Origin of the sequence: Streptococcus troglodytae (assembly GCF_002355215.1) — a bacterium.
In the GTDB taxonomy this organism is placed as follows: domain Bacteria; phylum Bacillota; class Bacilli; order Lactobacillales; family Streptococcaceae; genus Streptococcus; species Streptococcus troglodytae.
The window spans coordinates 923,976-938,200 of sequence record NZ_AP014612.1 but is presented as its reverse complement, the minus strand read 5'-3'; the positions used below and the strand labels follow the sequence as shown (position 1 = coordinate 938,200).

Genomic DNA, 14,225 nt, shown 5'->3' with positions numbered 1-14,225 from the left:
TTTGAAGGCCAAATCGGATCCCTTTTAAAGTTCTGGCATAAAATCACTTAATTCCTGTCATTATTATAACACACAAAAAATTAGAAAATTAAAAGACACCTTAAAGTGCCTCTTATTATTAGCTGAGTAGACCAGTTATATAAACTAGGAAGAAAATAGCAAAACCAGCCAGATAAATCAAACCAAAAATGGATAACCAATTCAGCCAAGCAGACAGCTTGTGTTCCTTGTTATTAACCAATGAATAATTCAAATAAGCATAAACTGGTGTAGTCAGGAAGGATGCAATCATGGCAAAACGCATCAGTGTTGCAACGTCACCTGCAAATAAAAGAACAATAATAATTCCAATAATAGATGTAAAAATCATCCAGATATTAAGTGCCTTTTGTGAAGCTTCCTTTCGTCCAAATAGCAAGCGCATAGTTTCATTATTGGCGCGTGAATAGCCATCAATAACCGTAATGGTTGTCCCGAAAATACAAAGAAAAGCAATGAAGGCAATCAAAAGACGAGACCAAGAGCCAAAGGATGATTCATACATGTTGATAAACTGGGCAATGTAAGCTGCACTAGCACTCTTAACTTGTTGGCCTGAACCAAATTGAATCAAAGCACCCAGTGCTAAGAAGATAAAGGCAAGAATAGCTGTTCCGATATAACCAACGTTAAAGTCAAAAATACCATCAGTCAAGGAGACTTTTGCTGTCTTGCGCTTTTCCACCGTCCACATAGAATTGATAGCCGAAATTTCAATCGGAGCTGGCATCCAGCCCATCAAAGAAACGATAAAGGGCAGAGCTGTTAGTTGCCATGGTGATGGTGCTGTAAAATCTGGAGCATATTCTCTATGTTTAAAGAGAGCAATAACAACAGCCAAAGTTGTCGCCAAAGTCAAGGCCGTCATCACCCACTTAGATAAACCATCAAGAAAACGATAACCTCCAATTAAAAGCATTGCCAAGGTTACCACGATAAGAGCTGTTGTTAATTGCGAAATAGATAGGCCAAATCCATTTGGAAAGATATTATAAAGAATTGCCGCAGCTAAAATTCCAACAGCTGCTGTATTGACAACGGCTGAGAATATATTCATGATAAAAAACACCCACAAATAAAGTTTCCCTTTTTCTCCGTAGCCTTCAATTAGACTTTTATTATTTTGCAATGTGTATTGCGAACCAAAACGAAAAAATGGATATTTAAACAAGTTAACCAATAAAACAATAATGGCCAACTGCCAGCCATAAATAGCACCTGCCTGTGTTGATGAGACAATATGGGAACCACCAACAGCTGCTGATGCCATAAGGATCCCCGGCCCCATAGCTTTCAATTTACTTCGCCAGGTTGAGCGTTCCTCACCATTTTCTACCATAAACTTTTCTCCTTTTTATAACTAAAATTATCAGAGTTTTCTGAATCTGATGTACAATTATTATAACATTGATGGCAAGGCTGTCAAGAGTATTTTCAGAAAATTTCAATAAATTAGTTAACTCAAATTAAAAAGGAGTATCTTATTGGGACAGATTAGATGATTGATATGCAATTATTCACAAAATAAAGTTAGATTCTTAGCCTTAACCTACTCAAAACAAGGCTAAATAACTTAAGTAAGTTATTATGATTTTAGGAAAATAATCCTGTAAAAAAATTAACAAACCATTGCCAGATTTTAGCAAAAAAACCCTTGCCGGACTCAATAGCTTTGTTAGCATTAAACTTTAAGTTGAGTCCCTTAAAAGTTGATTTAGCATTAGCAACAATACTGTCTTTTAGAGAATTCAGAGTTGATTTAAACCCTTTATTGTGAATAACCTCACTCTTTGAGAGTTTAAATGCAAAATTAACGATTAATGTTATTTGTTTGTCAGTCATTGAAGAATTCAAATCGTAATTTTTCAACGTATTCTCAACAATCTTTCGAACTTGATCTTTTGTTAATTTATCACCTGAATCAGCTACTGCAGATTTAATATCTGTTAGAGCAACATTAAGCTTATCAGCATCATAACTTTCTTTTCCTTTATTTTCCTCATTAATTCCAGAGAGAGTATTGAGTTCTTCTTGAGCCAAATTTTTACCTTCTTCAGAAACGGTTGCACCATTTTCTTCAAGTGAATAATAAATACCTGCTAAAGCTGATTCTCCCGTTACAGCAATTGGTGCTGCAACTGTAATTTTAGCATGTTCAATTCCAAGCGTTACAGCGGCATTTCGATACATGTCTTGTGTCACCTTGGTAATGTTTTCAGGAGTAACAATCTGCACATCAAGTGTTTCCTTATTACCTAATTTTTGAATCTTAACAGATGAGTACAACTGCAAACTCGAATCGTCAGCAACATTTATAATTTTAGCATAGCTGCTTGTATTGAGTGTTTTAACATTGGTATCCTTATCAGCATTATAACCCAACAAATTTAACGTTTGACTGCGCTGCTCTTCACTTAAAGAATACCCCATAACATAGTCTGGTTGAACATAAGATTCATCAATAACCTTCTGAACAGAATCGTTGCTGCTAGCAGCAACGAAACTTAGAGGCACTATAGAAGTCAGAAAAAGTATTCCGCCTATTAATAATTTTCGTAAAATCATCATTCTTCCTTTCTTATTGTCTTTCTCTTATTCTTAATCCTGAGAGTTTGCTTTTCAAACTGAAAAAACTATCAATTTTTCATGACTATTCATGTAATTCCAAAGGCAGACCATCTGGATCAAAAAAGAAAGCCATTTTTTTACCTGTATAATCATCATAACGAACCTCTTCAACTCTTATACCTAAAGCTATCAACTCCTGCCTAGATGCCTCAACATCTTCTACATAAAAAGCTAGATGTCTCAAGCCACAAGCTTCTCGCGGCCAACTGATACGCTTTGGTGGAGCGCAGTAATTAGAGTCCGTTAACTTATTTCCAAAAATTTCTAACTCAATATCACCACATTTCAAATCAAGTTTGTAATCATGACGTTTCGGCCTGTGATTTTCTCGAATGACCTCAAAACCCAATTGATTAACATAAAACTCATAAGATTTATCATAATCCGAAACTATCAAAGCGACATGATGAACTGCTTTTAATTTCAATTTTATTTTCCTTTCAAATATTATCATTAGTGACAGTCAAGTAGAGGCTAACCTCTAACTCCTCTCACACCGGCGTAGGTACTATTATTAGACATATGGCGGTTAACTAATTTCTCATGATTCCTTGTTATTACGTTTGCAACGCTCATGAGAGCTCACAGAATAAGTCGTATCTAAAAGAAACTCGTTAGAGCGAGTTTCTTGTTTTAAAATGATATTTGATTATAGGATTGCCTAAAAGCTTTCTTTATCTTTTTGGAAGTCTTATTAAAATCAGTTTCACCTTTATATGTACCATGAACAATGGTTCTGGCAGTTGCCCCTGCATCTGTACAAGTGACCAAAGTAACTTCATTTTGTCCCGGCCGATTGTCAATAACTTCTACATGTTCAGGCGTGACAGTCTTCACTTCACTAATAACATAAGTATAAACCTTATTTTTATCAGTCAGATAAATTTCCATGCCTTCTTTTGCACGTTCTAAAGGTGAAAAGAGCATCTGTGAAGATCCGGTCATACCAAAAACATGATGGCTAGCAAGGGCATAATTATTTTCGCCCATGACTTGGTCATTTTTCATCGTCCCAGCACCATATGTTAAGCCAACATTATCTAATCCTTTGAAGATTGGTAAGTTAATTTTTAAGTCTGGAATGGCAATTCCGCCAATTACAGGAAGCTTCTGAGCAGCCATTTGTGCTGCCAGTACCGATTGAGTACTGATGGATTCCACCTTTTTAAAATCAAAGGAAGAATGAGCAGCCTTGTTGCATTCAATATCCTTCTTGCTAACATTAGAAACCTGATATCTATTGGTATTCCAAGCAATCAGAGCATTTCTAATTGGGGTATTGAAGATTAGTGCTAAACCAATCACCAATAAAAGGATAGGCAGAAAGGTCCTTAAAAAACTTCGTTTTTCCTAGATTGACGTTCTTTTTTCATTGCTACCTACTCATTTTCATTATTATTTAGTGGAGTGCCTTCTATTACTTCAGACTTGACCAAAGCAAAGGTTACAATCTTAGCATTTTCATCTAGGCGCATCACTTTGACACCCATAGCTGAACGCCCAGTCTGAGAGATATCGGCAACACTTGTACGAATGATAACACCAGTATCCGTAATAATCATGATATCTTCATCATCATTGACAGTGACAAGTCCAGCAAGAGGACCATTCTTAGCAGTGATATTGGCAGTTTTAATTCCTTTACCACCACGTCCTTTAGTCGGGTATTCACTGGCAGGTGTTTGCTTACCATACCCTTTTTCTGTAATGGTTAGAACATTGCGATTATCTGCTATGTGATCTGCACCGATGACATAATCATTTTTTCTGAGATTAACACCTTTCACACCAGTTGCCAAACGTCCCATATTGCGGACAGCAGATTCTTGGAAACGAACAGAATAACCTAAGTGTGTTCCAATAATGATATCCTCTTGACCATTGGTCAAAAGAACGTTGATCAATTCATCATTATCGCGCAGACTCAGCGCTTTAAGACCATTTTGACGAATATTGCCAAAGGCAGACACACTAGTCCGTTTGACAACTCCTTGTCTAGTCGTAAAGAATAAATACTTATCATGAAAATCATCCGATTTTACATTGATTATGGTTTGAATCGTTTCTCCATCATCTAATTTCAGTAAATTGACGATAGGTAAGCCTTTAGCAGTTCGGCCGTATTCAGGAATTTCATAACCTTTAAGACGATAAACTCTCCCTTGGTTGGTAAAGAAGAGCATGGCATCATGCGTACTTGTTGATACCAGTTCACGAACAAAGTCATCATCATTGACACCTGTTCCTTGGACACCACGACCGCCTCGTTTTTGTGCACGAAACTCATCTTGACCAAGACGTTTAATATAACCCTTATTAGATAAGGTAATCAGAACATCTTCTTCTTCAATCAGGTCTTCATCTTCAAGTGATAAAACTTCTCCAATCATAAGCTCTGTGCGGCGCTTATCAGCAAACTTGCGTTTGATGTCTTCAAGTTCATCTTTGATGATTGTGATAACACGTTCTGGTTTAGCCAAGATATCAGCTAAATCAGCGATCAAAGCTAAAAGATCATTATATTCTGACTGAATTTTATCACGTTCCAAGCCGGTCAAGCGACGCAGGCGCATATCAAGAATGGCTTGACTTTGTCTTTCGGATAAATCAAAACGACTCATTAATTCAGCTTGAGCAATGGTATCTGTCTCACTATTGCGGATAATGGTGATAACTTCATCCAGATGATCAAGAGCAATCAGCAAACCTTCTAAGATATGGGCTCGACTTTCAGCTTTAGCCTTATCAAACTTAGTACGTCTAACAATGACTTCTTTTTGATGGTCAATATAATTATCTAAAATTTGTCTCAAGGACAAAATTTTAGGGACACCCTTCTCAATAGCTAACATGTTAAAACTAAAATTAGTTTGTAGACTTGTTAACTTGAAAAGATTATTTAAAATAACATTAGCACTAGCATCACGGCGGACTTCAATAATAAAACGAACACCTTCACGGCTGGATTCATCTCGAACAGCAGTGATCCCTTCAACGCGTTTTTCCTGTGCTAAACGAACAATATGCTCATGTACTTTAGTTTTATTGACCATATAAGGAAATTCGGTAACAACAATGCGTTCACGGCCTGATTTCGTTTGCTCAATCTCAGTGCGAGCACGCAAAACAATAGAACCTTTTCCTGTATCATAGGCACGATGTATGCCTGATTTCCCCATAACAAGAGCTCCTGTTGGGAAATCGGGACCGGGTAGTACTTCCATTAGATCACGCGTTGTCACATCAGGATTATCCATAATTAATTTGACAGCATCAATCGTTTCCCCTAAATTATGAGGTGGAATATTAGTAGCCATTCCAACAGCAATACCTGTCGCTCCATTAACCAGAAGATTTGGAAAACGTGACGGTAAAACTAAAGGCTCACGTTCAGAACCATCATAGTTATCTGCAAAATCAACCGTATTTTTATTAATATCACGAAGCATTTCCAGAGCAATTTTGCTCATCCGTGCTTCTGTGTAACGCTGCGCTGCAGCGCCATCTCCGTCCATAGAACCAAAATTTCCATGACCATCAACCAACATGTGACGGTAAGACCACCATTGTGCCATACGAACCATGGCTTCGTAAATAGATGAATCTCCATGCGGATGGTATTTACCCATGACATCACCTGTAATACGCGCTGATTTTTTATGCGGCTTATCAGGAGTAACCCCCAATTCATTCATGCCATATAAAATACGGCGATGAACAGGTTTTAGTCCATCGCGAACATCTGGAAGAGCCCGAGCAACAATAACACTCATAGCATAGTCAATAAAACTCGTCTTCATTTCACTTGTTAAATTGACATCTACTAAATTTCTATCTTGCATTAAAAAATGCCTCATTTCTAGTCTAAAACTCTTTTATATTATATCACAAATAAGGCTTTTTTTCAGCTATTCTACTATAGTTTTCCGCTGAGAAAGGTAAATATTAGTGACTTTCTTAACAAAAAGTGTTAGAATGAAAATGTATAGAATATATACTTAATAAATTATAAGGAGATGTTTAGAACATGACTGCAACTAAACAACATAAAAAAGTCATCCTTGTTGGTGATGGTGCTGTAGGTTCATCTTACGCTTTCGCTCTCGTTAATCAGGGAATTGCTCAAGAACTTGGTATTATTGAAATTCCTCAATTATTTGAAAAAGCCGTTGGCGACGCTCTTGATCTTAGTCATGCACTTGCTTTTACTTCACCAAAAAAAATCTATGCAGCTAAATATGAAGACTGTGCAGATGCTGACCTTGTTGTTATCACTGCTGGTGCACCCCAAAAACCAGGCGAAACTCGCCTTGATCTCGTTGGTAAAAATCTTGCCATCAATAAATCAATTGTTACTCAAGTTATAGAATCAGGCTTTAATGGTATCTTCCTCGTCGCTGCTAACCCAGTTGATATCTTAACTTATGCTACATGGAAATTCTCAGGTTTCCCTGCCGAAAAAGTTATTGGTTCTGGTACTTCACTTGATACCGCTCGTTTCCGTCAAGCACTTGCTGAAAAACTTGATGTTGATGCGCGCTCAGTCCATGCTTACATTATGGGTGAACATGGTGACTCAGAATTTGCAGTATGGTCTCATGCCAATGTAGCTGGTGTTAACCTTGAAAACTATCTTCAAGATGTTCAAAATTTCAATGGCGAAGAATTGATTGACTTATTTGAAGGTGTTCGCGATGCTGCCTATACAATCATCAATAAAAAAGGTGCAACTTTCTATGGTATTGCTGTTGCCCTCGCTCGCATCACTAAGGCTATTCTTGATGATGAAAATGCAGTACTGCCGCTTTCAGTATTTCAAGATGGTCAATATGGTTTTAACGAAGTCTTTATCGGTCAGCCTGCTATCGTAGGTGCACACGGTATCGTTCGCCCAGTAAATATTCCTTTGAACGATGCGGAAAAACAAAAGATGCAAGCTTCTGCAAAAGAATTAAAAGCTATTATTGATAAAGCTTGGGAAAATCCAGATTTCCAAACTGCTTCTAAAAATTAAGATACGAAAAAAGCCTTTCCGAATGGATTGGCTTTTTATCGTTTCTAACGCATTTTTTAGTCACTATAGTAAGTCTTACTAACAACAGCCCAATTGTTGAGACCATCTGATGACTTTTCCAACTCTCCATTAGCATTAATACGATAATGGGCAACTGTTGGGTTGGTATTAGGCTCTGCCCCTGCTTGTCTCATCGCATCAGACTGATGATTTTCCTTAATAGTAGCATAAACTAAACCATCTGTATTAGCTTTCCAACTTTCAATAGTGAAATCTTTTTAGTAAAACGATTATCCTTACGATTTTCCAGATAATTTGCAATAACCCAATCCTCAACCTGTTGGGTAGTAAGATTTCTTGTATCTACTTGACTGTCACTACTCTTTCTATGAGGAGACTTCTGTGATGAAGGACTTCCCTTTTGCAATTGGTAATCCAACCCAATATTAGTTAAAGGTTGAGAATAATCAAAATCGCTGTCAACACCTGCTTGCCAAACTAAGGGTTTTATATAGCCATCTCCAATATAAACACCATAAGCATATCTAACATAAACTCCCCCTAGTTGTGCTCCTGCCACCAAACCATTTGGCTGCGTCCCCTTAACAAAATGATAACAGTAAGTATTAACGCCCACTCTCTCTATATTTTTAATTCTACTTGTGTAATTTTCTGAACCGATAACCGTTTTTATCACACCATTTTTAGAAAAAGTCATTTGAATATCTTTTTGAAGATTATCAACATAACCATACCACGTTCCTCTTAACTTTACTGGGAAAACAGCTGCAGTTTTCTGGCCTTGACTACGATCAGACTTTGTCTTGTTAGTTTTATCTTTCTTTTGGAGAGATGAAGTTGCTGTGGTTCTCTTAGAAGTTGAAATATTAGAGATAGGTCGAGAGCTGTCTTTTAAAAACATAAGAAAGAGAACAACTATGATTACTCCTATAATACATACTGACGCTATTAAATAAGTGCGAAAACGTTTTTTCTGCAATAAATTTTTATACTCTGTTTCGTACTGTTGCAGCAAAAGAGAAATTTCTTGTCTCAATTTAGGATCTTTTCTTTTTTCAAAGCTAACTGAAGACGAGAAATTCTTTTCCCTAATTCTTCTTCAGCCAATCTCTTTTGCTTATCATGTGCCGTCGGTTTTGTATTTTTCCTAGTGAAATCTTGATTCGACATATCTTTCTATCGCCTCCTTTTCACTTTTATTATATAATAATCACTTTCAGACAGCAATACACCTAATGATAAAAGTATGAGAGTTTGATAGATAAAGATAATTCAAGAGTTTTCTTGAAAAACGATTAAACTGACAAAAAATTACTTTTCACTGTTTCATTCATGATCATTTAGCTTTTAATGCTGCTTTAGTTATATAATTATAGGGTTGATTGAAATGAGGAAGAAAGAAATAATCCAGCAGAGCTAAACGTTCAATGGTAACTTTTTCCTGAATAGCCAATGAAAACATATGAATCCCCATTGACATATCTTCTTTAGACGCCATTTGCGCACCAAGAACCAGTCGGCTGTCTTTATCATAGACAATTTTAAGTGTAACAGGGTAATTATCATGTTCAATAAAACTAGCCTTCTGTAAATCTGTAAATGTAGTGACTTCTGGATTATAGCCAAAACGCTTTGCTTTTTCTTGAGTTAACCCAGTTGAAACCATATTGAGACCAAAAATTGAAATACCATTTGAACCTTGGACACCAAGAGATTCTAATTCATGACCTGCTGCATTATGACCAGCTACAATACCTGAGCGAAGAGCATTTGAAGCCAAAGCAATATAATTGGTATCTTTAATGGCATTGTCATAAACAGTCGCGCAATCGCCGATAGCATAAACATCAGGAACGCTTGTTTTCTGATGTTTATCAACAAGGAAGGCACCATTACGAAAGGTTTTGAGTTTAGCATTGCCAAGCGCAGTATTGGGATGGAAACCGACAGCTAAAATAACCATATCCACATCACGGCTCGCTTCATCAGTTACAATACGTTCGACTTTACCATCACCTTCAATGGCTTTGACAGTTTCTCCGAAGGCTAATTCAATACCATGATCTTCCAAATTTTGGCGCATCATTTCTGAAAGATCCTGATCATAATAACCAGCTAAGCAAGTATCAACAACATCAATAAGAATCACTTCTTTTCCAAGTCGTTTAAAGGCTTCAGCAAGTTCTACACCAATATAACCAGCACCAACAACAGCAATACGATTCAGATTTTGACTCTTATCCTGCAATTTATTAATAACATCTTCTGCATTTTGATACAATTTAACAAATTGAAGGTTTTTCAAAGTTGCTTCAAAATCACGACTACCTTCTTTGATAGCTGCACCTTTGATAGGCGGTAAGATTGGTGTTGATCCTGTTGCCAAAATAAGCTTCTCATAGCTTTCAACATGTTCTTGACCATTAACTAAGGCAGTAACCGTCTTAGTATCATAGTCAATGGCTGTCACTGGCGATTCCATATAAATTTTAGCACCTTTTGCTTCTAACGATTCCTTATCGGCATAAAAAAGACCTTGAGGACCTGATATTTGTTTCCCAATCCAAAGTGCCATTCCACAACCCAAGAATGAAATATTAGAATTTTGGTCGAAAACGACAACTTCGTTTTCATTACCGTAATTATCTAGAATAGTATTAATGGCAGCTGTACCTGCATGATTAGCTCCAACAACAACGATTTTACTCATAAGCAAATCCTCTTTTCAATATAATCTAATTGTTACTTCATTAGTATAGCATGAGGTTGAAACGCTTACAAAGAATATGCTCAGCTTTCATAAAAAGTAACTCTATAATCTCCAGAATAGGCTTCTCTACTATAATTTACAATTGATAAGGAAGCAAAAAATCACTCAATCTATTTTCCTGTTTGTTAGCTTTTAAGAGGCTTATTAAACAAGATTAGACATGAGTGATTTTAAATTTTATTTTGATTTAATATAATTGATACCATCTGCTTTTGGAGCAACTGCTTGTCCAAAGAAGACTGCTAATACAAGAATCGTTAAAACATAAGGGGCAATTTGCAGATAAACTGTTGGAATTTTTGATAAAAAAGGTAATTGACCGCCAATAACTGCCAAACTCTGTGAAAGACCAAAGAAGAGACTTGATAACATAGCACCGATTGGATTCCATTTTCCAAAAATCATGGCTGCCAAGGCAATGAAACCTGGTCCCAAAATGGTTGTTCCAGCAAAGTTCACAGAGATAGACTGTGCATAAATCGCTCCGCCTATTCCACCCAGAAGACCTGAAATCATAACACCAAGATAACGCATCAAATAAACATTGATTCCTAAAGTGTCTGCGGCTTGTGGATGTTCACCAACTGAACGCAATCGCAAACCGAATTTCGTTTTGGTAAGTATGAACCAAGCAAAAACCGAAAAGAGAATAGCTAGATAGGCTACTAAACTAGTCCCTTGAAAGAAGATGGAACCCAAAAAAGGAATATGTGACAAAATTGGAAAATCAAATTTACCAAAAGATTGACTGATATTATCTGTCTGTCCCTTGTTATACAGTGCTTTAACAAAGAAAACAGCTAAAGAAGGAGCTAACAGATTAAGCACAGTACCAGAAACAATATGATCTGCTCGAAAATTAATTGTTGCTAGAGCATGAAGTAAGGAAAAAAGTAAGCCAACTAAGCCCCCTACAAGAGCAGCAATCCAGGGAGTAGCCTTGCCAAAAGAGTGAGCAAATTCGATATTGAAAACAACACCAGCAAAAGCTCCCATAACCATAATACCTTCAAGACCTACATTAACAACACCTGATCTTTCAGAAAAGACGCCACCTATACTTGTAAAAATAAGAGGGGTCGCATAAACCAGCATTGACGATATCAAAAGAGCCAACATATTTTCTAAACTCATTTTACTGACCACCCTCCACTTTTTTTCTAGGTTTAATGTAATGTTCAATAATATAGTGAGCTCCGACGAAGAAAATTATCAAAGCAGTCACTACTTTTATCAATTCAGGCGGTGTGCCAACATGAGTGGCGTCACTAATACTCATACCCGGTGCACCAACACTGAGTGCCCCAAATAAAAAGGCTGAAAGGAAGATACCAATTGGAGAATTAGACGCCAAAAGACTGACCGCCATTCCGTCAAAACCAATAGCCAAGGAACTTGTTTGTACATAAACATTGCCAAAGGTTCCCAATCCTTCAACAACTCCACCCAATCCAGCAAGAGCACCTGAAATAATCATTGAAAGAACGATGGTTCTTTTAGCTGACATACCAGCATATTCACTAGCATGCGGATTGAGCCCTACTGAACGGACTTCAAATCCCAGAGTCGTCTTATTGAGTAAATACCAGACAACTGCAATAGCAATGATTGCCAAGAAAAAGCCGATATTCATTCGTGAATTATTTGTCAAGGCGCGCAGCCATTCTGTCTGATAGCTGGCATTATGACCAACATAGATACTAGAGTCTGCATTTCTCATGATATTCTTAGCAAAGCCGTCTTGAATAATAGCGTTACCAATATAAAGAACAATGTAATTCACCATAATCGTTACAATGACTTCACTGGTTCCTAAATAAGCTCGTAAGAAGCCAGGAATAGCACCAACAACACCTCCTGCTACTGCTCCAATAAGCACTGTCATTAGAATCATCAGGGGACGAGGCAGGCTAGGATTAGCTAGAGCAAACCATCCAGCAGCAATCCAACCAGCATAGGCTTGACCAGATAAACCAATATTGAAAAAACCTGCACGGCTTGCAACAGCAAAACCAAGAGCAATTAAAATCAAAGGGCTCATAGCGCGAAAAATTTCGCCAATATCCTTGAGACTGCCAAAGGCTTTTTGAAATAACCCTTCATAAGCCCAAATAGGATCATAACCAAAAATCACCATGATAATGGCACCTAGTATAATCCCCAAGACAACTGAAATCAGAGGAACTACCAGCTTTTGTGTTTTCTTAGACATTTACTTCCTCCTTTTCAATATTGCCACCAGCCATTAAAATTCCTAGTTCTTGTTTATTAGTTGTTTCTGGTGTGACAATACCTTGGATTTGACCATCATGAATAACAGCAATACGATCTGACAGGTTGAGAATTTCATCAAGTTCAAAACTGACTAATAGAACAGCCTTGCCTTCATCACGCTCTGCAATTAAACGTTTATGAATATATTCAATAGCTCCAACATCAAGACCTCGTGTCGGCTGACTCACAATTAATAAGTCTGGATCACGGTCAACCTCACGAGCAATGATAGCTTTTTGCTGATTGCCTCCTGAAAATCCTTTGGCTGGAATAAGTTCATTAGCTCCGCGAACATCAAATTCCTGCATTAAGCGACGACCATGTTCATTGATTTTACGATAATTCAAAACACCATTATGACTTAAGGGGTCCTTATAATACGTTTGAAGAGCGAGGTTTTCTGCCATAGTTAACTCAAGAATCAGACCATCACGATGACGGTCTTCAGGAACATGACCAACACTGAGTTCTGTAATTTGACGTGTTGATAGTCTGCTGACATCTTGACCTTTGATCGTTAAACGACCAGACTTTATCTTCCGTAACCCTGTGATAGCTTGAACTAATTCACTTTGCCCATTGCCATCAATACCAGCAATACCGATAATTTCACCAGCCTTAACCTCCAAAGACAAGCCCTTAACAGCAGGGATTCCTCTGTTTTCATTGACTATCAGATCTTTGATAGACAAAATGGTTTCTTTAGATTTTGTTGGTGTTTTTTCTATTGTAAATGAAACAGAACGACCAACCATCATTTCAGCTAAATCCTGTGAAGTGGTGCCAGAGACCTCAACTGTCTCAATACTCTTACCACGACGAATTACAGTAACACGATCAGCTACTGACCTAATTTCATCCAACTTATGAGTAATCAAAATAATAGATTTGCCTTCTTTGACAAGACTCTTCATAATAGTCATCAATTCCTGAATTTCAGAAGGTGTCAAAACAGCGGTTGGTTCATCAAAAATCAAAATATCAGCACCACGATAAAGTGTCTTAAGAATTTCAACACGTTGCTGAGCACCGACAGAAATATCGGCAATCTTAGCATTGGGATCTACAGCTAAACCATACTTTTCAGAAAGTGCTTTAATTTCTTGACTAGCTTTTTTAAGATCTAATATGCCATTTTTGACAACTTCATTTCCCAAAATGATATTTTCAGTGACCGTAAATGCTTCAACTAACATAAAATGTTGGTGAACCATCCCGATACCTAATTGAGCTGATTTAGAGGGCGAATCAATCGTAACAGCCGAACCATTAATCTTAATGCTACCACTAGTAGGTTCAAGCAAACCTGCAAGCATATTCATCAAAGTTGATTTCCCTGCTCCATTTTCACCAAGCAAAGCATGAATCTCACCTTTTCTGAGATCAAGATTGATATGATCATTAGCCACAAAATCATCAAATTTTTTAGTAATCTCTCTCATTTCAATGACATGTTGCGCCATAATCTTTTCCTTTCAG

At 37.2% G+C, this 14,225-nt stretch carries 10 protein-coding genes and 1 pseudogene; 1 reads left to right on the top strand and 10 read right to left on the bottom strand.

What is annotated here, in order from left to right:
* Window positions 1–118 precede the first annotated feature (118 nt).
* The 5 genes from SRT_RS04760 to gyrA form a co-directional block, all read right to left on the bottom strand.
* Window positions 119–1,378, bottom strand: a complete 1,260-nt coding sequence (locus SRT_RS04760) for an NRAMP family divalent metal transporter (RefSeq protein ID WP_128833237.1) — start codon at window positions 1,376–1,378, stop codon at window positions 119–121.
* 254 nt (window positions 1,379–1,632) lie between these two features.
* Entirely contained in the window at window positions 1,633–2,604 is a 972-nt protein-coding gene (locus tag SRT_RS04755) for a DUF1002 domain-containing protein (RefSeq protein WP_161940027.1), read from the bottom strand.
* Window positions 2,605–2,689: 85 nt separating this feature from the next.
* On the bottom strand, window positions 2,690–3,094 hold the full coding sequence (gene gloA2, locus SRT_RS04750; protein WP_128833236.1) for an SMU1112c/YaeR family gloxylase I-like metalloprotein: 405 nt from the start codon (window positions 3,092–3,094) through the stop codon (window positions 2,690–2,692).
* Window positions 3,095–3,300: 206 nt separating this feature from the next.
* Entirely contained in the window at window positions 3,301–3,972 is a 672-nt protein-coding gene (locus SRT_RS04745; RefSeq protein WP_373276256.1) for a class A sortase, read from the bottom strand.
* Between the two features lie 74 nt (window positions 3,973–4,046).
* The gene (gene gyrA, locus SRT_RS04740) at window positions 4,047–6,509 is read right to left on the bottom strand and encodes a DNA gyrase subunit A (protein ID WP_193432424.1); all 2,463 of its coding nucleotides are present in this window, start codon (window positions 6,507–6,509) and stop codon (window positions 4,047–4,049) included.
* 185 nt (window positions 6,510–6,694) lie between these two features.
* On the opposite strand from gyrA, the gene SRT_RS04735 reads away from it, so the two are divergent.
* On the top strand, window positions 6,695–7,681 hold the full coding sequence (locus SRT_RS04735; protein WP_128833233.1) for an L-lactate dehydrogenase: 987 nt from the start codon (window positions 6,695–6,697) through the stop codon (window positions 7,679–7,681).
* 56 nt (window positions 7,682–7,737) lie between these two features.
* Here SRT_RS04735 and SRT_RS04730 read toward each other — a convergent pair.
* From SRT_RS04730 to SRT_RS04710, 5 genes and pseudogenes are all read right to left on the bottom strand, one after another.
* Window positions 7,738–8,872 (bottom strand): annotated as a pseudogene (locus SRT_RS04730) (hypothetical protein).
* A gap of 166 nt (window positions 8,873–9,038) precedes the next feature.
* The gene (nox, locus tag SRT_RS04725) at window positions 9,039–10,412 is read right to left on the bottom strand and encodes a H2O-forming NADH oxidase (RefSeq protein WP_128833232.1); all 1,374 of its coding nucleotides are present in this window, start codon (window positions 10,410–10,412) and stop codon (window positions 9,039–9,041) included.
* 237 nt (window positions 10,413–10,649) lie between these two features.
* Window positions 10,650–11,606, bottom strand: a complete 957-nt coding sequence (locus SRT_RS04720; protein WP_128833231.1) for an ABC transporter permease — start codon at window positions 11,604–11,606, stop codon at window positions 10,650–10,652.
* Between the two features lies 1 nt (window position 11,607).
* Window positions 11,608–12,684 (bottom strand): ABC transporter permease, encoded by a 1,077-nt coding sequence (locus tag SRT_RS04715; RefSeq protein ID WP_128833230.1) that lies wholly within the window; start codon window positions 12,682–12,684, stop codon window positions 11,608–11,610.
* Window positions 12,677–14,209: an ABC transporter ATP-binding protein gene (locus SRT_RS04710; protein WP_128833229.1), complete on the bottom strand. Its 1,533-nt coding sequence runs from the start codon at window positions 14,207–14,209 to the stop codon at window positions 12,677–12,679. The genes SRT_RS04715 and SRT_RS04710 overlap by 8 nt, the downstream gene beginning before the upstream one ends.
* Window positions 14,210–14,225 lie beyond the last annotated feature (16 nt).